General features: G+C 73.9%; 15 protein-coding genes. 11 read left to right on the top strand and 4 right to left on the bottom strand.

The genetic code is table 11. The features are described 5' to 3' along the window. Nucleotides 1–107: 107 nt before the first annotated feature. Nucleotides 108–284, bottom strand: coding sequence for a hypothetical protein (locus tag BBH68_RS42400; protein WP_170066630.1), 177 nt, complete (start codon nt 282–284; stop codon nt 108–110). 115 nt (nt 285–399) lie between these two features. On the opposite strand from BBH68_RS42400, the gene BBH68_RS34665 reads away from it, so the two are divergent. The 7 genes from BBH68_RS34665 (at nt 400) to BBH68_RS34635 (ending at nt 9,484) form a co-directional block, all read left to right on the top strand. After that, a complete protein-coding gene (locus BBH68_RS34665) occupies nt 400–966 on the top strand; it encodes a CGNR zinc finger domain-containing protein (protein WP_065967741.1) in 567 nt (188 codons plus the stop codon). A 168-nt stretch (nt 967–1,134) separates the two neighbouring features. Continuing rightward, nucleotides 1,135–3,675 (top strand): sensor histidine kinase, encoded by a 2,541-nt coding sequence (locus BBH68_RS34660; RefSeq protein WP_065967740.1) that lies wholly within the window; start codon nt 1,135–1,137, stop codon nt 3,673–3,675. Nucleotides 3,676–3,901: 226 nt separating this feature from the next. Next, nucleotides 3,902–3,991, top strand: a complete 90-nt coding sequence (kdpF, locus tag BBH68_RS34655; protein WP_016434100.1) for a K(+)-transporting ATPase subunit F — start codon at nt 3,902–3,904, stop codon at nt 3,989–3,991. Between the two features lie 7 nt (nt 3,992–3,998). Then, nucleotides 3,999–5,687, top strand: a complete 1,689-nt coding sequence (gene kdpA / locus BBH68_RS34650) for a potassium-transporting ATPase subunit KdpA (RefSeq protein ID WP_065967739.1) — start codon at nt 3,999–4,001, stop codon at nt 5,685–5,687. After that, entirely contained in the window at nt 5,684–7,846 is a 2,163-nt protein-coding gene (kdpB, locus tag BBH68_RS34645) for a potassium-transporting ATPase subunit KdpB (RefSeq protein WP_104531489.1), read from the top strand. The genes kdpA and kdpB overlap by 4 nt, the downstream gene beginning before the upstream one ends. A 5-nt stretch (nt 7,847–7,851) precedes the next feature. After that, on the top strand, nt 7,852–8,520 hold the full coding sequence (locus tag BBH68_RS34640) for a potassium-transporting ATPase subunit C (RefSeq protein WP_065967738.1): 669 nt from the start codon (nt 7,852–7,854) through the stop codon (nt 8,518–8,520). Nucleotides 8,521–8,608: 88 nt separating this feature from the next. Then, nucleotides 8,609–9,484, top strand: coding sequence for a universal stress protein (locus tag BBH68_RS34635; protein ID WP_065967737.1), 876 nt, complete (start codon nt 8,609–8,611; stop codon nt 9,482–9,484). On the opposite strand, the gene fdhF is transcribed toward BBH68_RS34635, so the two are convergent. Together fdhF and BBH68_RS34625 are read right to left on the bottom strand one after the other, a co-directional pair. Further along, nucleotides 9,442–12,165, bottom strand: coding sequence for a formate dehydrogenase subunit alpha (gene fdhF, locus BBH68_RS34630; protein WP_065967764.1), 2,724 nt, complete (start codon nt 12,163–12,165; stop codon nt 9,442–9,444). The two genes, BBH68_RS34635 and fdhF, sit on opposite strands and share 43 nt — an antisense overlap. Then, a complete protein-coding gene (locus BBH68_RS34625) occupies nt 12,162–13,847 on the bottom strand; it encodes an NAD(P)H-dependent oxidoreductase subunit E (RefSeq protein ID WP_065967736.1) in 1,686 nt (561 codons plus the stop codon). The genes fdhF and BBH68_RS34625 overlap by 4 nt, the downstream gene beginning before the upstream one ends. Nucleotides 13,848–14,016: 169 nt before the next feature. On the opposite strand from BBH68_RS34625, the gene BBH68_RS34620 reads away from it, so the two are divergent. After that, complete coding sequence (locus tag BBH68_RS34620; protein WP_065967735.1) at nt 14,017–14,904, top strand: universal stress protein; 888 nt, start codon at nt 14,017–14,019, stop codon at nt 14,902–14,904. A gap of 26 nt (nt 14,905–14,930) precedes the next feature. Beyond that, entirely contained in the window at nt 14,931–15,590 is a 660-nt protein-coding gene (locus BBH68_RS34615; protein ID WP_065967734.1) for a CBS domain-containing protein, read from the top strand. On the opposite strand, the gene BBH68_RS34610 is transcribed toward BBH68_RS34615, so the two are convergent. Then, a complete protein-coding gene (locus tag BBH68_RS34610) occupies nt 15,591–16,832 on the bottom strand; it encodes an Acg family FMN-binding oxidoreductase (protein WP_281182510.1) in 1,242 nt (413 codons plus the stop codon). It lies immediately after the preceding gene. Between the two features lie 157 nt (nt 16,833–16,989). Here BBH68_RS34610 and BBH68_RS34605 point away from each other — a divergent pair, with 157 nt between their 5' ends. Both BBH68_RS34605 and BBH68_RS34600 read left to right on the top strand, forming a co-directional pair. Continuing rightward, nucleotides 16,990–17,649, top strand: coding sequence for a CBS domain-containing protein (locus BBH68_RS34605; RefSeq protein ID WP_065967733.1), 660 nt, complete (start codon nt 16,990–16,992; stop codon nt 17,647–17,649). A 69-nt stretch (nt 17,650–17,718) separates the two neighbouring features. After that, complete coding sequence (locus tag BBH68_RS34600; RefSeq protein ID WP_065967732.1) at nt 17,719–18,594, top strand: universal stress protein; 876 nt, start codon at nt 17,719–17,721, stop codon at nt 18,592–18,594. Nucleotides 18,595–18,607: the final 13 nt, after the last annotated feature.

Below are 18,607 nucleotides of genomic sequence, written 5' to 3'. Positions count from 1 at the left end.
CGGCCGCGGACGTCACGCACTCCGACGTCGGGAGACGATACGTGAGCCCCGTCCCTCCCGGGTCGCCCGGAGGCGGCCGCGCTCCACCGGGGCGCGGCCGACCGGGCTCACAGGCAGTGGCGGACGAGCCACTCGTCCGGGTCGTAGTGGTCCCTGGCGGGGTCCGGCGCCGTGGCCGCCCGCTCCTCGACCGTGTCCTCCAGGCGGATCCGCTCCGGCAGCGCGCCGAACCGCGCGCGGCGCGCCGCCTCCGCCTCGTCCGGTACTTCCCGTGTCCGCGACATCTCGTCGCCCCCTTGTCACCAGTCCGACTGGTGACGATGATGCGGGGCCGATGCGTCACCTGTCAAGGTGGTGACGATTCTTGCGGCGGCTCGGGTCACCCGCCAGGATGGTGACGTGAACCCGGACCATGTCTTCCTGTGCGGAAACCCCGCTCTCGACTTCGCCGCCACGCTGCGGGCCCGCCGTTCCTCGCGGTTCGAGCTGTTGGTGTCGCCGGACCGGCTGACCGCCTGGTACCTCGAGTCCGGGATCGTCGACGCCGTCTCCGCCGCCCGCGAGGCCGACGTCGAGCGGGCGATCGCCGTACGGGAGGCCATCTACCGCCTGGTGACCGCCCGCCGCGCCGGCGCGGCGTACGACACGGAGGCGCTCGCCACGGTGAACGAGGCGGCCCGCAGGCCACCGGCGACGCCCCAGCTCACCGCGGCGGGCCGCCGGACGGAAGCGACGCCGGACGAGGCGCTCTCCACCGTGGCGCGGCACGCCGTCGAACTCCTCGGCGGCCCGGACGTACCGCTGCTCAAGGAGTGCGGCAACCCCGAGTGCACCCGCGTCTACATCGACCGGTCGCGCGGCATGCGCCGGCAGTGGTGCGGCATGGAGTCCTGCGGGAACAGGCTCAAGGCGGCGGCCTACCGCGCCCGCAAGCGGCAGGCCGCTCAAGGCCCCGCCGCGCGCTGACCCGCCGCGGGGGCGGCACGGCGCGGAACGCCGCCGACGACGGGGCGCCGCCGCCTTCGCGCCGAGGCCGGTCCGTGCACCATGGGAGGTGCGGCGCACCCGGTCGTGCGCGTCGTGCCGCGCGGGGTACCTCCGAGCGGCAGCCGGGGGAGGACAAGGAGTCCGCCGATGGCTCGTGGACGGTTGCGGATCTACCTCGGGGCGGCGCCCGGGGTCGGCAAGACCTACGCCATGCTCCAAGAGGGCCGGCGGCTGCGCTCTCTCGGCGCCGAGGTGGTCATCGGCCTGGTCGAGCCGCACGGGCGACGCCCGACCGCCGCGCTGGCCGAAGGCCTGGAGACGGTGGACCGCCGCACGCTGGTCCACCGGGGCGTGCCGCTCACCGAGATGGACCTCGACGCGGTCCTGGCCCGCCGCCCCCAGGTCGCCCTGGTCGACGAACTCGCGCACACCAACGTGCCGGGGTCGCGCCACACCAAGCGGTGGCAGGACGTCGAGGAACTCCTCGCCGCGGGCATCGACGTCGTCACCACCCTCAACGTCCAGCACCTGGAGTCCCTGAACGACGTCGTCCGGCAGATCACCGGCGTCACCCAGCACGAGACCCTGCCCGACGAGGTGGCGCGCCGCGCCGACCAGATCGAGCTGGTGGACCTGCTGCCCGAGACGCTGCGCCGGCGCCTGGTGCACGGCGACATCTACCCCGCGGACCGCGTCGAGGCGGCACTCACCCACTACTTCCGGCTCGGCAACCTCACCGCGCTGCGCGAGCTGGCGCTGCTGTGGCTCGCCGATCGCGTGGAGGAGGGCCTCCAGCGCTACCGCGCCGAGCACGGCATCACCGCCCCCTGGGAGACCCGCGAGCGCATCATGGTCGGCCTCACCGGCGGCCCGGAGGGGGAGACCCTGATCCGCCGCGCCGCCCGGATCACCGCCCGCACCCCGGGCAGCGAGCTGCTGGCCCTCCATGTCGTGCCCGGCGACGGGCTGACGCACGGCGACCCGACCGCGCTCTCCGCCCAGCGGGGGCTCGTGGAGTCGCTGGGCGGCAGCTACCACCAGACCACCGGCGAGGACATCCCCCAAGCGCTGCTGCGGTTCGCCGAGGCCGAGAACGTCACCCAGATCGTGCTGGGCGCCAGCCGGCGCGGCAGGCTCTCCCTGCTCCTGCGGGCGGGCGTGGGGCAGCGGACGATCCGCGACTCCGGCCCCATCGACGTCCACATCGTCACCCACGAGGCGGCGGCGGGGACTTTCGCGTCCCGACCGCCCCGGCCCGCGCGCGGCGCCGGGCCGGCCCGGCGCCGGTCCGCGCTCGCCGCGGCCGCCCTGCTGCTGCCCGCGCTGACGCTCGTACTCACCGCGGCGCGTGGGAGCCTCGGCCTGCCCGGCGCCCTGGTGCTCTACATGCTCGTCGTCGTCCTGACCGCCCTCGTCGGCGGGCGCGGCCCCGCGCTGCTCACCGCCGTCGCGGCGAGCCTCCTGGCGGACTACTACTTCACACTCCCCCTGCACTCCATCGACGTCGCGCGGACCGTCGACATCGTCGTGCTGATCGTCTTCCTCGCCGCCGCGTGGCTGGTGGGCACCGCGGCGGGGGCGGCCGCCCGGCACACCCGCCAGGCCGTCCGGGCGACCTCCGAGGCCCGTGCCCTGAGCCGGATGGCGGTGGCCATGATGCATGGCCAGGACCTGCCGGCCCTGCTGGAACAGGTGCGGGAGAACTTCTCGCTGGCCTCGGTCAGCCTGCTCGAACGCGCCCCGGAGCCCGGCCCCGAACCCCGCTGGTACGTCGTCGCCAGCACCGGCGACCGGCCGCCCGAGCGGCCGTGGGACGCGGACGTCGAGGCCCCCGTCGACGACCGTCTCACCCTCGCCGCCCGCGGTCGCGGTCTGAGCGGCGACGACCTGCGCCTCCTCACCGCGTGCGCCGCGCAGCTCGGCATCGCCCACGCCCACGGCCGGCTCACCCGGCATGTCGCCGAGACGGACACCCTCGCCGCCGCCGAACGCACCCGCGCCGCGCTGCTCCTCGCGGCGGGCCACGACCTGCGGGCCCCGCTGGGCGCGGCCGAGGCGGCGCTCGGACGGCTGAGCGATCTGGTCCGGGCGGGCGGGCCGGGCGGCCAGGGTGGCCCGGACGGCGAGGCGGCCCACCTCCTGAGCTCCGCCTCCGCGTCGGTGCGCCGGGCCGGGGCGCTGGTCACCGACCTCGACGACCTGAGCCGGCTGCACGCCGGGGCGCTGGATCTCTACCTGCGCCCGGTCGACCTGGGCGAAGCGCTCACCGCGGCCCTCGACGACCTCGGCCCGGGCGGCCACGGCATCGTGCTGAGGCTGCCGCCCCACCTGCCCGACGTCATCGCCGACGCCGCCCTCCTCACCCGGGTGCTGACCACCCTCGCCGCCGACGCGCTGCGTCACAGCCCGCCCGACGCCCCGCCGACCCTCACCGCCGAAACCCTGCCCGACCGGCTGACGGTCCGGATCGCGGACGGCGCCATCGGAGCGCCGGCGAACGGCGGGGCGGTCACGGACCGCCCGGGCGACAGCCTGCCCCTGCGGCTGTCGCGCGACCTCACCGAGGCCATGGGCGGCGCCCTCGACACCACGACCACCACCGGGCACGGCTTCGCGGTGACCCTCACCCTGCCCACCACGGCCGGGCGCCCCGCCCCGGCCCCGGACCACCAGGGCCGGGGCACCTGATCGCGTTCACCCAACCGGTCGTAAGAGATGCGTCAAAGGTGTATGAGTGGCCGTAAGGGAGCCGTCAACGACGGCCAAAACCGGCCACAGGGGCGATTTCCTCGACTCGTCAGTTCTTGTTCTCCGTATCTCACTAGGAGCTCGCGATGGCCGACGTGGCCTTCGTCGTCACCACGCTCGCGGTGTTCGCGCTCGTGGCTCTCGTCGCCAAGGGGGTGACGAAGCTGTGACCGCCGAGAACATCGTCGGCCTCGTCGTGGCCGTCGCCCTGCTGGGCTATCTCGTCCTCGCCCTGATCTTCCCGGAGAGGTTCTGAGCCCGTCATGAGTCCCGTTCTGGCCGGCGTGCTCCAGATGCTCGCCCTGATCGCGGCGCTGGCGCTCGCCTACCGTCCCCTCGGCGACTACATGGCCCGGGTCTACTCCTCCGACAAGCACCTGCGGGTCGAGAAGTGGATCTACAAGGGGATCGGTGCCAACCCCGACACCGAGATGCGCTGGCACGCGTATCTGCGCGCCGTGCTGGCCTTCTCCGCCGTCGGCGTCCTCTTCCTGTACCTGCTGCAGCGGCTCCAGGGCGTGCTGCCCGGCTCGCTCGGCTTCGCCTCCATCGACCCGGACCAGGCGTTCAACACGGCCGCGTCCTTCGTGACCAACACCAACTGGCAGTCGTACGCCGGCGAGCAGGCCATGGGCCATGTCGTGCAGACCGCCGGGCTGGCCGTGCAGAACTTCGTCTCGGCCGCGGTGGGCATGGCGGTGGCCATGGCGCTGGTGCGGGGCTTCGCCCGCTCGCGCACCGGAGAGCTGGGCAACTTCTGGGCCGACCTGGTGCGTGGCACGGTGCGGGTGCTGCTGCCGGTCGCCGTGGTCGCCGCGGTCGTCCTGGTGGCGTGCGGCGCGCTGCAGAACTTCTCCGGCATCCATGAGGTCGGCCAGTTCATGGGCGGCTCGCAGCAGTGGAACGGCGGTGCGGTCGCCTCCACGGAGGCCATCAAGGAGCTGGGCACCAACGGCGGCGGCATCTTCAACGCCAACAGCGCCCACCCGTTCGAGAACCCCACCCCGTTCACCAACCTCTTCGAGATCTTCCTGATCCTGGTGATCCCGTTCTCGCTGACCCGGACCTTCGGCGTCCTGGTCGGCTCCGTCAAGCAGGGGTACGCGATCCTGGCCACGATGGCCGTCATCTGGATCGGCTTCGTCGCTCTGATGATGTGGACGGAGTTCGCCCACCGCGGCCCGGCGCCGGAGATCGCGGGCGGGGCGATGGAGGGCAAGGAGGTCCGCTTCGGCGTCGGCGCCTCGTCCCTCTTCGCGGCCTCGACCACGCTCACCTCGACCGGTGCCGTGGACTCCTTCCACTCCTCCTTCACGGGCCTGGGCGGCGGCATCACCATGCTCGGCATGATGCTCGGCGAGATCGCGCCCGGCGGTGTGGGCTCCGGCCTCTACGGCATCCTGATCATGGCGGTGATCGCGGTGTTCATCGCCGGTCTGATGGTCGGCCGTACGCCCGAGTACCTGGGCAAGAAGATCGGCACCCGCCAGATCAAGCTGGCGGCCCTGTACATCCTCGTCACCCCGGCCCTGGTGCTCGGCTTCACGGCCGTGTCCATGGCGCTGCCCACCCCGCCGCACTCCATCCTCAACACCGCGGCGGGCTCGGTGGACCACAGCGGGGCGCACGGGTTCTCCGAGATCCTCTACGCCTACACCTCCGGGGCCAACAACAACGGCTCGGCCTTCGCCGGCCTGGGCGCGGACACGCCGTGGTTCAACACCACGATCGGCCTGGCCATGCTGCTCGGCCGGTTCCTGCCGATGGTGTTCGTCCTGGCGCTGGCGGGCTCGCTGGCGGAGCAGAAGCCGGTCCCGGCCACCGCGGGCACCCTGCGCACCGAGAAGCCGCTGTTCACCGGCCTGCTGGCGGGCGCGATCCTGATCATCACCGGTCTGACGTACTTCCCGGCGCTCGCGCTGGGCCCGCTCGCCGAGGGGATGGCGGCATGACCACCCGTACCGACAAGCACGAGGACGCGATGTCCACAGCCACTCCCACCCCGGCGCCGCACGACGACGTATCCGCCGCGCACAGGGGCGCCGCCGGCGGGGCCGCCGCGGGCCGCGTCGGCGGGGGCCTGTTCGACCCCGCGCAGCTCGTCAGATCGCTGCCGGACGCCTTCCGCAAGCTCGACCCGCGGCTGATGGTCGCCTCGCCCGTGATGTTCGTGGTGCTGGTCGGCTCCGTCCTGACCACGGCCTTCTCGTGCCTCGACCCGACCGATTGGTTCGGCTGGACGATCAGCGCCTGGCTGTGGCTGACCGTGATCTTCGCGAACCTCGCGGAGGCGGTCGCCGAGGGCCGCGGCAAGGCACAGGCCGACACCCTGCGCAAGGCGAAGACCGACACGGTCGCGCGCCGGCTCACCGGCACCACCGAAGAGCGTGTGGCGGGCACCGAGCTGCGCATCGGCGACCTGGTGGTCTGCGAGGCGGGCGATGTCATCCCCGGCGACGGCGATGTCGTCGAGGGCGTCGCCTCGGTGGACGAGTCGGCCATCACCGGCGAGTCGGCACCCGTCATCCGCGAGTCGGGCGGCGACCGCAGCGCCGTCACCGGCGGGACCAAGGTGCTCTCCGACCGCGTCGTCATCAAGATCACCACAAAGCCGGGGGAGACCTTCATCGACCGGATGATCAACCTCGTCGAGGGCGCCGCCCGGCAGAAGACGCCCAACGAGATCGCGCTGAACATCCTGCTCGCCTCCCTGACGATCGTGTTCCTCCTCGCGTGCGCCACGCTGCCGCCGTTCGCCGACTACGCGGGCACCCACCTGACCATGGTCGTCCTGGTGGCCCTCCTGGTCTGCCTGATCCCGACCACGATCGGCGCGCTGCTGTCCGCGATCGGCATCGCCGGCATGGACCGCCTGGTCCAGCGCAATGTGCTGGCCATGTCCGGGCGGGCCGTCGAGGCCGCCGGCGACGTCTCCACCCTGCTGCTCGACAAGACCGGCACCATCACGCTCGGCAACCGCCAGGCGGCGGAGTTCGTGCCGGTCCGCGGCACCACGGAGGCCGAGGTCGCGGACGCCGCGCAGCTCTCGTCGCTGGCCGACGAGACCCCCGAGGGCCGCTCCATCGTCGTCCTCGCGAAGGAGAAGTACGGGCTGCGCGAGCGGCACCAGGGCGAGCTGATCGGTGCCGATTGGGTCGCCTTCACCGCCCAGACCCGCATGTCGGGCGTCGACGTGGACGGCAGGAAGGTCCGCAAGGGCGCGGCCGGTTCGGTCATCGCCTGGGTCCGGGGGCAGGGCGGCACGGTCACGGAGGACGCGGCCGAGATCGCCGACCGGATCTCCGCGTCGGGCGGCACCCCCCTGCTGGTCGCGGCCTGCGACTTTGCCCCGGACGGGAAGGGCGACGCCCGGGTGCTCGGTGTCATCCACCTCAAGGACGTCGTCAAGGACGGCATGCGGGAGCGGTTCGACGAGCTGCGCCGCATGGGCATCAAAACCGTCATGATCACGGGCGACAACCCGCTGACGGCCAAGGCGATCGCCGAGGAGGCGGGCGTCGACGACTTCCTCGCCGAGGCCACCCCCGAGGACAAGATGGCCCTCATCAGACGGGAGCAGGCCGGCGGCAAGCTGGTCGCGATGACCGGCGACGGGACGAACGACGCCCCGGCCCTGGCCCAGGCGGACGTCGGCGTGGCGATGAACACCGGCACGTCGGCCGCCAAGGAGGCCGGCAACATGGTCGACCTCGACTCCAACCCCACCAAGCTCATCGAGATCGTCGAGATCGGCAAGCAACTCCTCATCACCCGGGGCGCCTTGACGACGTTCTCCATCGCCAACGACGTCGCCAAGTACTTCGCGATCATCCCGGCCCTGTTCGCGGCGGTCTACCCGGGCCTGGACAGGCTCAACATCATGGGCCTGTCCTCACCCGACTCCGCGATCCTGTCCGCGGTGATCTTCAACGCGCTGATCATCATCGCGCTGGTGCCGCTCGCGCTGCGCGGCGTGCGGTACCGCCCGGTCAGCGCCGACAAGATGCTCCGCCGCAACCTCGCCGTCTACGGCCTCGGCGGGCTCGTCGCGCCCTTCATCGGCATCAAACTCATCGACCTGCTCATCTCGCTGATCCCCGGGATCGGATGAAGGACATGACCAACTCCCTGACGAACACCGCCCGGCTGCTGGGCGCGGGCCTGCGCGCCCTCCTCGTGCTGACCCTGGTGACGGGCGTCCTCTACCCGCTGGTCGTCACCGGCGTCGCCCAAGGGCTGTTCCACGACAAGGCGAACGGCTCCGAGATCAGGTCGGACGGGAAGGTCGTCGGCTCGTCCCGGATCGGCCAGGCCTACGACCTGCCGCTGAAGAAGGGCCAGAAGACCCCCGAGCCGGACCTGAAGTGGTTCCAGGGCCGCCCGCGGAACGGACTCGGCGGCAACACCGCCAACACCCGGTACCACCTCCTCGTCTCCGGCGCCACCAACCGCGCCGCGGACAACGCCGAGCTCGTCCAGTGGGTGAAGGCCGCCAAAGCCGCCGTCATCAAGGACAACTCGGTGCCCGGCCACCCGGTCCGCCCCTCCGACGTCCCGGCCGACGCGGTGACCTCCTCCGGCTCGGGCCTGGACCCGGACATCTCCCGCGACTACGCCGATCTCCAGGTCCACCGTGTCGCCCAGAAGAACGGCCTGCCCGTCTCCCGGGTGCGGAAGCTGGTCGAGGAGCACACCCAGGGCCGCACACTCGGCTTCATCGGCGAGCCCCGGGTCAACGTCCTGAAGCTGAACATCGCCCTCAAGGAGCTGCTGGCGAAGAGCTGACGCGGTGCGCGTGTCGCGAGGGGCCCCGAGCGGTGCGACGGTATTACAGGGGCGCTCTCAGCGGTCGGCGAGGAAGGCGGTGGGACCGATGGAAACCCCGATGGTCGTGGGCGTCGACGGGTCGGATTCCAGCCTGGACGCGGTGGACTGGGCGGTGGACGAGGCGGCACGGCACGGGGTGCCGCTGCGGCTCGTCTACGGCTCCCTGTGGGAGCGCTACGAGGGAGGGCGCCCGTCCTTCGGCACCGATCGTCCCGCCGACGAGATCATGGCCGAGCACATCATCGCCTCAGGCGCGGAGCGGGCCCGGCTCCGCGACCCGGGGGTGAAGGTGTCCGGCGAGGTGCTGCCCGAGGACGCCGTCTCCGCGCTGCTGCGCGCGGGCCAGGAGGCGAGTGCCCTGATCACCGGCTCCCGCGGCCGCGGGGAGCTCACCGGGCGGCTGCTGGGCTCGGTCGGCCTCGCGGTGGCCGGGCGTGCCGAGTGCCCCGTCATCGTGGTCCGTGGCCCGGAGCGGAACCGGCGGGGAGCCTTCGGGCGGGTGGTGGTCGGGGTGGGCGACCCGGCCGAGGGCTCGGGCGCCGCGGGGTTCGCCCTGCGCGAGGCCGAGGCGCGCGGCTGTGCCCTCGAGGCCGTGCGCGCTTGGCGCTGCGCGGCGCATGAACACGCGGACCACCCTCTGCTCGCGGACGATGCCGCCCGGGTGCACGCGGAACAGGCGTCCGCCGAGCTCACCGACGTGCTGCGCGAGGCGGTACGGGACCACCCCCGGGTCGAGGTACGTCGTGTGCCGGTCGAAGGCCCGGCACACAAGGTCCTGGTGGAGATGTCGGCGGATGCCGACCTGCTGGTCGTCGGCGCCCCGCGGCGGCAGGGCCGCTTCGGTCTGCAGCTCGGCAGGGTCGCCCACGCCTTGCTGCATCACTCCCACTGCCCGGTCGCCGTCGTGCCGCGGCGCGGCTGACCGGACACGCGCACCGCCGTGACCTTGTACTCGGGGCAGGAGGTGACGGTGTCCGCGTGGTGCGAGGTGAGGCGGTTCACTCCGCTCCCGGGGAAGTGGATGGCGCAGAACACCTGGCCGGGGGCCGTCTGTTCGCTGATCCGGGCGATGAGCCGGGCCCGGCCGTGCCGGCTCTCCACGGTGACCGGCGCGCCGTCGTCCACGGCGTACCGGAGGGCGTCGCCGGGGTGGAGGTCGAGGAAGTCGACCGGATCGAGCGTGAGGTTGCCGCCTCGGCGGGTCATGCTCCCGGAGTTGTAGTGGGCCCAGCGCCGCCCGGTGACCAGGAGCAGCGGATAGTCGTCGTCGGGCTGTTCACCCGGTGGCAGATAGGGGGGTGCGGCGAGGTGTGCCCGTCCGTCGGCCGTGGCGAACCGCTCCTCGTACAGCTTGGCCTCCCCGGGGCGGCCGGGGTCCGGGCAGGGCCAGGGGACGGCACCCTCGCGGTCCAGCCGGCCGTGCGTCAGGCCCGCGAAGACGGGCGCGACCCGTCCGCACTCGGCCAGCGCCCCGGCCGGCGTCGGGCATCCGAGGTCGGTGCCCATGGCCGACGCGACGGCGTGCACGATGGCGAAGTCGGCGCGTGCCCCGCCCGGCGGGGGCACGGCGGGCCTGACCCGCTGGAACCGCCGGTCGAAGTTGACGAAGGTGCCGTCCTTCTCCAGCCAGGACGCCGCCGGCAGCACGATGTCGGCGTGGCGGGCGGTCTCGGAGAGGAACAGTTCGTCGCAGACGACGAGCGGGCAGGTGTCCAGGGCGCGGGTCACCTGGTTGGCGTCGGGGTCGGTGGCGCAGACGTCCTCGCCGATGACCCACAGCGCCCGCAGCTCCCCCGCCCGCGCGGCGGCGAACATGCCGGGGATCCGCAGTCCGGGCCGCTCCGGGACCGGTACCCCCCATACCGCCTCGGCCCTGGACCGTACGGCGGGGTCGGTCACCCTGCCGTAGCCGGGCAGGACGTCGGGCAGCGCGCCCATGTCCGAGGCGCCCTGGACGTTGTTCTGGCCGCGCAGCGGCATGACCCCGTGCCCGCGGTCGGTGCCCACGGCGCCGCGCAGGATCGCCAGGTTGGCCAGGGACCGCACCCCGTCCGTGCCGTGCAGGTGCTCGGTGACGCCGAGGCCGTAGACGAGGGCGGGCCGGCGGGCGCGGCCGTACAGCCGGGCGGCGGCCACCAGGTCGGTGGCGGGCACCCCGGTGATGTCCGCGACCCGGTCGGGCGGGTAGTCGTCCAGCAGTGCGGCGAGTTCCGGCAGGCCGGTGGCCCGCTCGCGCAGGAACTCCTCGTCGGCGAGGTCCTCGGCGAGCAGGACGTGGGCGAGCCCGTGGAAGAGGGCGACGTTGGTGCCGGGGCGGGGGCGCAGATGCACGTCGGCGTGGCGGGCGAGGCCGACGGCGCGGGGGTCGGCGACGACCAGCCTGGCCCCGCGCAGCGCACGCCGCAGCAGTCGCGCTCCGACCACCGGGTGGGCTTCGACGGGGTTGGCCCCGACCACCAGCAGGCAGTCGGAGCGCTCGACGTCGTCGAAGGTGTCGGTGCCGCCGGAGAGGCCGAAGGAGGCGGTCAGGCCGGCGGCGGACGGGGAGTGGCACAGCCGGGAGCAGTTGTCGACGTTGTTCGTGCCGACCACGACCCGCATGAACTTCTGGACGAGGTAGTTCTCCTCGTTGGTGGCGCGGGCCGAGGAGATCGCCGCCACGGCGTCCGGGCCCCCGGCGGCGACGGCCGCCCGCAGCCCGCGGGCGACCTCCCCGATCGCTTGGTCCCAACTCGCCGGTTCCAGGCGGCCGTCGCGCCGCAGCAGGGGCCGGGTCAGCCGTTCGGGGGAGGTGAGGTAGCCGTGGGCGAAGCGGCCCTTCACGCACGCGTGCCCCTGGTTGACGGGGCCGTCCCGGGCGGGCAGCACCGCGGTGACCTCGCCGTCGCGGGTGACGACGTCCAGCGCGCAGCCGACACCGCAGTACCCGCAGGTCGTACGGGTGGCGCTCGGCCGGTGCGCGGAGGTGAGCCCGCGGCCCGGCCCCGGCTCGGCGATCGCGCCGGTGGGGCAGGTGTCGACGCAGCCGCCGCAGGCCACGCAGTCCGACTCGGCCCAGGGCCCGCCGGTACCGGGGGCGACCTGGGTGTCGGCGCCCCGGCCGACCAGGGTGAGGGCGAAGGTGCCCTGTACCTCGGCGCACATGCGGACGCACCGGCCGCAGGCGATGCACAGGTCCCGGTCCAGGTGGACGTACGGATGGGAGTCGTCCCCGCCCCGACCCCCCGCGCCCCGGGCCGCCTCCGGGCCGATGTCCAGCGACCGGCACACCCGCGCCAGTTCGCTGGGGTTGCCGGTCGCGAGGGCACGGGAGGGCAGGGCGGAGACGATGACTTCCACCGCGTCCCGCCGGAGCCGCCGGAGGTCGTCGGTGGCGGTTTCGACGCGGGCGCCGGGCGCGGCCGGGGTGACACAGGCCGCCGCTACGCGCCCGTCGGCCCGCACCAGACACGTACGGCAGGAGCCCGCGGGGGAGAGCCGGTCGTCGGAGCAGAGCGAGGGCAGCTCGATCCCGGCCGCCCGCACCGCCGCCAGCAAGGAGGCCCCCTCGGGGACGGCGACGACCGTGCCGTCGACCTCGACCACCGTCTCGGGGCCGGTCATGCGGCCCACCCCGGCAGCCGGTCCCCGTAGGCGCGGGCGAGACTGTGCACGGCGGGCGGGATCCGTCGTCCGAAGGCGCACAGGCTCGCCTCGGCCAGAACCCGCGCGAGCCGTTCCCACTCCGCCCCGGGCGGGACCCCGGTGGCCGCCAGCTCCAGCCCGCGGCGGGAGCCGACCCGGCAGGGTGAGCAGGCGCCGCAGCTCTCGGCCGCGGCGAACCCCCAGATGTGCCGCAGCACCTCTTCCGGGGGCACCCGCTGGTCGAAGGCGACCAGTCCGGCGTGGCCGAGAGCGGCGCCCCGGGACGCGAGGTCGGCGGTGGTCAAGGGCGTGTCCAGCGCGTCGGGGGCGAGGAAGCCGCCCAGCGGCCCGCCGACCTGGAGAGCGGTCAGCTCACCTCCGTCCCGCAGCCCGCCGCCCAGCTCGTCGACGATCCGCGGCAGCGGGGTGCCCAGCTCCACCTCGTACGCCCCCGGCCGGGCGAACCGCTCCGACAGGCAGACCAGCTTCGTCCCGGTCTCGCCCGGAACCCCGCGCCGGGCGTACGCCTCACCGCCCCGGGACACGATCCACGGGACGGCCGCCAGGGTCTCGACGTTGTTCACGACCGTCGGCGCGTCCCACAGCCCGCGCCGGGTCGGGTAGGGCGGGCGCGGCCGGGCGCAGCCCCGGTCCCCCTCCAGGCTCGCGATCAGAGCGGTCTCCTCACCGGCGACGTACGAGCCGGCCCCCTCGGCCACATCGATGTCCAGAGCGGTCGTCGTGCCGTGAACGGCCGAGCCGAAGTGCCCGTCGGCGTAGGCCCGCCCCACGGCCTCCCGCACGCGGGTGAGCGCACGCGGATACTCCGAGCGCACCAGCACCACGCCCCGGCGCGCACCGCACGCGAAGCAGGCCAGCGCCAGACCCTCCAGTACCCGCTCCGGAGCCCCCTCCATCAGCAGCCGGTCGGCGTAGGAGCCGGGGTCCCCCTCGTCGCCGTTGGCCACCACCACGGTGCCGGGCGCCCGGCCCGCCGCCGCCCACTTCGCGGCCACCCCGAACCCCGCGCCGCCCCGGCCCCGCAGCCCGGAGGCGGCCACCTCCCGCCGGACCTCGTCGGGGGCGCCCGCCGCCACCGTCCGCGGCCACACCTGCCAGGGGGGCTCACCCGCCACCACGCCTCCCAGCAGCACGGGGTCGCCGGTGTCGTCGGCCGCCGGGATCTCCGGCGCCCGAGGGGACTCCCGCCCCGCGAGCTGAGCGGCCGGGGCCGGGCCCGTGCAGGGCGTCCGGCCGTCGAGCGCGGCGGGACCCGCGTAGCAGTACCCCAGACAGCGGACCGCCTGCACCGATGTCCCGCCGTCCGGTGAGGCCGCGCCCACCGGTACGCCCAGCTCGTCCGCCACCTCGGTGAGATGCCGTCCGGCCCGGGCGGCGAAGCACGCGGTCCCCGCGCAGACCCGGACGTGACGGCGGCCGTGCGGGGCGGCGAGGTCCGCGTAGTATCCGGCCGGTCCGAGCGCGGCGGCGGCGGGCAGACCGAAACCGGCGGCGACCGCCGGGGCCCAGACCTCGGGGCCGTCCGCCGTGCCCGCCCTGGCCTCGGCCAGCGACTCGATCAGCCTGTGTCCCGGGCGCCCGCGCCGGTCGGCCAGGGCCCGGAACGCGTCGAAACGGTCCGCAGGACCCGCGGGGACCATGACCTCATCGTGGAAGCATCCGCGTCATGGTGCAATTCGGGCACGGGCGCTGCCGGGCGGCCCGTCGCCGGGCGAGGCGGCGGCGCCGCCGGATGGTGACCGGTGGCGGACGGGGTCAGGCTGGAGAGGTGCGAGACGCACGGGGCGGGGCGGATCCCGGGAGGCCGCGATGACGAGTCCGCGAGGGCGCCGGCCGGTCGTGGTGGGTGTCGACGCCGACCCCACCAAGCGGATGGCGCTCGCCTGGGCCGTGGACGAGGCGGCGCGGCGCGGGTCGCCGTTGCGGCTGGTGCACGCCCAGGGTGTCCCGACCGGGGGCTACCGGTCGCGGGAGGTGCGGCCGTCCTGGGAGGAGTGGAACCAGGCGCTGCACACCGAGGGCGAGCGGGTGCTCGGGGAGGCGGTCGCCTTCGCCGAGTCCCGGCGCCCCGGGGTGGCGGTGTCCGCGCTGCTGGCGGAGGGAGACCCGGCGTGGGTCCTGCGGGAACAGGCGGCGGACGCCGGGGCGGTCGTGCTGGGCTCGTGGCATCTGAGCGCCGCGCAGGAACTGTTCACTTCCGCCTCGGTGGCGCTGCCGGTCATCGCCCACGCGCCCTGCCCGGTCATCGTGGTGCCGGAACCGGAGCACGTCACCCAGCGCCCGCCGTACCTGGTGGTCGGCGTGGACGGCAGCGCCCACTCGGCCGCGGCGGTCGACTTCGCGTTCGAGGAGGCCGCCCTGTGCGGTGCCGCCCTGCGGGCGGTCTATGTGTGGCACCCTCCGCTGCTCGGCACCCTGGACGAGCACGCGGCGCTGGGGGAGTGCCGTCGTGTGCTCTCCGAGACGGTCGCCGGCCGCACCGCGACCCACCCGGAGGTGGAGCTGCACCACGAGGTCGTCAGCGGCCACCCGGTGGAGGTGCTGACCGAGGCGTCCGCCCACGCGGTCGGTCTGGTGGTGGGGACGCGGGGACGCGGTGGTTTCGCCGGCATGCTGCTGGGCTCGGTGAGCCAGGGCGTGCTTCACCACGCGCGGTGCCCGGTGCTCACCGTTCCGCGGCCGGGCCACGTCGACTGAACCGGACGGGCTATGAGGAGGTTTCCGTGTCCGAGACTCCGCACCAGGTGAGTGATGTGATGACGCGCACGGTGGTCGCTGTCGGCCGTGACGCGTCGTTCAAGGAAATGGTCAGGACCATCGGGCAGTGGAGAGTGAGCGCCATCCCGGTCCTGGAGGGCGAGGGCCGGGTGGTCGGGGTGGTCTCCGAGGCGGATCTGCTGCCCAAGGAGGAGTTCCGGGACAGCGACCCGGACCGATTGGAGCAGCTGCGGCGCCTCCCCGACCTCGCGAAGGCGGGGGCGGTGACGGCGGAGGAGCTGATGAGTGCCCCCGCGGTCACGGTTCACGCGGACGCCACCCTGGCGGAGGCGGCCCGGATCATGGCCGTCCGGCGGGTCAAACGGCTTCCCGTGGTCGACAGCGAGGGGATGTTGCAGGGCATCGTCAGCCGGGGTGATCTCCTGAAGGTCTTCCTGCGGCCGGACGAGGACATCGAGGAGGAGGTCCGCCGCACGGTGATCTCCTACCTCTTCCCCGGGGTGAGCCATGCCGTACACGTGCGGGTGGAGGAGGGCGTCGTCACGCTCGGCGGGCAGATCCCGAACGCCGCGATGATTCCGGTGGCCGCGCGTCTCATCCGGGCGGTGGAGGGGGTGGTGGACGTCGAGTGCCACTTCACCAGCGCCCGGCGAGCCGACGGGTGATCAGGTCAGGAGGTCGAGGATGTGGCGGGTCGGGCGGCGCGGTGTTCTGGGGCCCGGCGGGCCGTAGCCGAGGCGCAGCACCATGTGGACGTGTCCCGCCCCGGACACGGGGTCGCGCAGCGGCCAGCGCAGGTCGGGCCATTCGAGGGCCTGGGTGATGAAGGAGCCGGCCAGTCCCTCGCGGGTGGCGGTCAGCAGGACGCGTTCCATGGCCTGGCCCGCCCGCAGCCAGTCCGCTGCCTCGTCGCCCGGGGTGGCCAGCAGCGCGAGCTGCGGGTTGCTCTCGAAATCGGCGGATTCCCGGCCCGGGACCGGCCGGCCGCCCGCGAAGTCCCGCACGGGGGCCTTGCCGCCGCGCCGGCGCGGGCCGAAGGCGTCCGGAGGCACCCCCTCGCCGGCGGACCGCGGCGTCTCGGCGGAGAGCCCGGTCCAGTGGGTCAGGTCCTCGACGCTGCCCTGGTCGGTGAGGTTGCGCGCCTCGGCCTCCGAGGCCAGGTCCAGCACCGTCCGCAGATGCCATCCCGACGCGAAGGACAGCGACACGCCCTCCGCCCCGGCTGCCTCCCGGAGGGTGGCGCGCACCGGCCCGGGGATCTCGGTCTCGGCGAACGGGGACCGGCTGGTGTGCCGGGCGTGGACGGCCGGGTACAGGGCGGCCAGGCCGTCCTCGTCTCCGTCGCCGAGGGGACCGGCCAGTGACACGGCGGCGAGCAGCGTGGGGTCGTCGGGCTCGGGCAGGAGCCGGGTCGCCGGCCGCCGGCCCGTATGGGCGGCCGCGACGCGCAGGTTCATCAGGGCGGCGCCGCAGCCCAGGTGGAGGGCGCGCAGGTCCGCGTCGGAGTGCGGCAGGGTCCTCGTCAGGTCCGCGATCACCTGGAACAGGCGGTCGCGGCGGAAGTACCGGAATCGCCACGGCTGCGCGTTGTGCATCGACGGGGCCGCCGCCGCGTCGCGCACCAGATCCGCCACCTCCGCGTCGGAGGGCGGGCCCGCGCTCGCCCGCGCTTTCGCCCCCGGCCTGAGGCCGGAGGCTCCTGGCGCCGCGTCGGAGGGGTGGCCGATGTGGTGGACATGGGCGTCCGGCCCGGGGAACACGAGGGTCACGTGTCCGGAATCCGACCAGCGCACGTCATAGGGGGGCGTCCCGTCGGCGTGATGGATCCCGACGATCTCGCCGTCACGCCTGGTCGCACCCGTCGTAGGGCTTTCGACAATCAGTTGGTCGCCGACATGGGCACGCATCGGCATCCCCGCCTCTCCGTCCTTCCGTCTTTGTCCAGGGTTTCACGATCGGGGAGCATTAGTATGGGCGAAATGTCCCTAGATGGGTACCCGATGGGCCTTATGCCGCGCCGACGGGCCGGTGCGGGGGTCCGCGCGTTCCGAAGGGAGCCGGGAGATGCACCACAGGACGGTCGGGGAACTCATGACCCGCAACGTGGTCCGGGCGCCGCGCGGGATGCCGTTCAAGGAGATCGTGGAACTCCTCGCGGAGAACGATGTCACCGCCGTACCGGTCGTGGACGCCTCGGACCGTCCGATCGGGGTGGTGTCCGAGGACGATCTGCTGCGCAAGTCCTCCGGCCAGGCCGATCCGTCCGGCCGGGTGCCGATTCCGCACCTGGAGGCCTGGGAGCGCGCGAAGACCGAGGGCACAAGGGCCGAGGAGCTGATGTCGGGTCCCGCGGTGTGCGCGCGTCCGGAGTGGACCGTGGTCGAGGCGGCCCGGCTGATGGCGGTCCAAGGAGTCAAGCGGCTCCCCGTGGTCGACGAGACCGACAAGCTGCTGGGCATCATCAGCCGCGGCGACCTGCTGCGGATCTTCCTCCGTCACGACGACGCGATCCGCGAGGAGATCGAGCGCGACGTCCTGCGGCGGACCCTGCGGCTCGCCCCCTCCGCGGTGACGGCGGAGGTACGGGAGGGGGAGGTCACGCTGCGCGGCTCGGTGGAGAGCAGGAGCCTGATCCCCGTCATCGAACGGCTGTGCCGCAGCGTGGACGGGGTCGTCTCGGTCACCGAGCACATCGCGTACGCCACCGACGACACCCACGGCTGACACGCGGACGACACGGCTGACACGCGGACGACACGCGGATGACCGCTACGCGCGAGACGGAGCAACGCCATGGACGAACAAGTCGTGACCGTGGGCCTCGACGGCTCGCCGGAGAGCCTCGCCGCCGCCCGCTGGGCCGCCGACGAGGCGAAGCGCCGCGAACTCGCGCTGCGCCTGCTGCACGCGTGGGTCATGCTGTCCCCGCCCACGCCGGACAGCCCCGCGGCCGACGACCAGAACTACTGGGCGAAGAGGATCGTGCACGACGCGCGCACGGAACTCGGCCGCCGCCACCCGGATCTGCCCATCACCGAGGAACTGGTCGCCGAGGAGGCCGAGACCGCCCTGCTCGACGCGGCCGCCCGGTCCCGGATGCTGGTGCTCGGGTCGCGGGGGATGGAGCCCGTGGCGAGCTTCTTCCTCGGTGACATCAGCCTCTACGTGGTCGGCCGGGCCGAGCGGCCCGTGGTCCTGGTGCGCGCCGGCGAGGCGGATGAGGCACGGACCCCCGAGGCCCGCGAGCGGGACGTGGTGGTCGGACTGAGCCTGCACGGCCCCCAGGACAACCTCCTCGAGTTCGCCTACGTCACCGCGTTCACCCGCGGTGTGCCCCTGCGCGCCGTCCACGGGACGGGCCTGCCGGTCCAGGCGTTCGTCCCCTGGGGCGTGGACCCCGGCATCGCCAAGGAGCTGGCCGGGAAGGCGCAGCGGGAGCTGGACGCGGTGTTGCGGCCGTGGCGGGAGAAGTTCCCCCGCGTCCGGGTGATCGACGAGGTCCGGCTGGAGAGCCCGGCGCAGGCCGTCGTACGCGCGGCCGCCGGCAGCGGGCTGTTGATGATCGGCCGGCGCAGGCACCGGGCCGCCCTGGCGCCCCGGCTCGGCCCCGTGGTGCAGGCGGCGGTACACCACGCGACGTGTCCGGTCGCCGTGATCCCCCACGAATGAGCCGGCCCCGCCG

This window comes from Streptomyces sparsogenes (assembly GCF_001704635.1).
Taxonomy (GTDB): domain Bacteria; phylum Actinomycetota; class Actinomycetes; order Streptomycetales; family Streptomycetaceae; genus Streptomyces; species Streptomyces sparsogenes.
This window is presented reverse-complemented; position numbering and strand designations above follow the sequence as displayed.

What these genes read in the sequence shown, in the direction of transcription:
- BBH68_RS42400 (WP_170066630.1), bottom strand. Translation starts at nt 284, where the DNA reads ATGTCGCGGACACGGGAAGTACCGGACGAGGCGGAGGCGGCGCGCCGC.
- BBH68_RS34660 (WP_065967740.1), top strand. Translation starts at nt 1,135, where the DNA reads ATGGCTCGTGGACGGTTGCGGATCTACCTCGGGGCGGCGCCCGGGGTC.
- kdpA (WP_065967739.1), top strand. Translation starts at nt 3,999, where the DNA reads ATGAGTCCCGTTCTGGCCGGCGTGCTCCAGATGCTCGCCCTGATCGCG.
- kdpB (WP_104531489.1), top strand. Translation starts at nt 5,684, where the DNA reads ATGACCACCCGTACCGACAAGCACGAGGACGCGATGTCCACAGCCACT.
- BBH68_RS34640 (WP_065967738.1), top strand. Translation starts at nt 7,852, where the DNA reads ATGACCAACTCCCTGACGAACACCGCCCGGCTGCTGGGCGCGGGCCTG.
- BBH68_RS34635 (WP_065967737.1), top strand. Translation starts at nt 8,609, where the DNA reads ATGGAAACCCCGATGGTCGTGGGCGTCGACGGGTCGGATTCCAGCCTG.
- fdhF (WP_065967764.1), bottom strand. Translation starts at nt 12,165, where the DNA reads ATGACCGGCCCCGAGACGGTGGTCGAGGTCGACGGCACGGTCGTCGCC.
- BBH68_RS34625 (WP_065967736.1), bottom strand. Translation starts at nt 13,847, where the DNA reads ATGGTCCCCGCGGGTCCTGCGGACCGTTTCGACGCGTTCCGGGCCCTG.
- BBH68_RS34620 (WP_065967735.1), top strand. Translation starts at nt 14,017, where the DNA reads ATGACGAGTCCGCGAGGGCGCCGGCCGGTCGTGGTGGGTGTCGACGCC.
- BBH68_RS34610 (WP_281182510.1), bottom strand. Translation starts at nt 16,832, where the DNA reads ATGCGTGCCCATGTCGGCGACCAACTGATTGTCGAAAGCCCTACGACG.
- BBH68_RS34605 (WP_065967733.1), top strand. Translation starts at nt 16,990, where the DNA reads ATGCACCACAGGACGGTCGGGGAACTCATGACCCGCAACGTGGTCCGG.
- BBH68_RS34600 (WP_065967732.1), top strand. Translation starts at nt 17,719, where the DNA reads ATGGACGAACAAGTCGTGACCGTGGGCCTCGACGGCTCGCCGGAGAGC.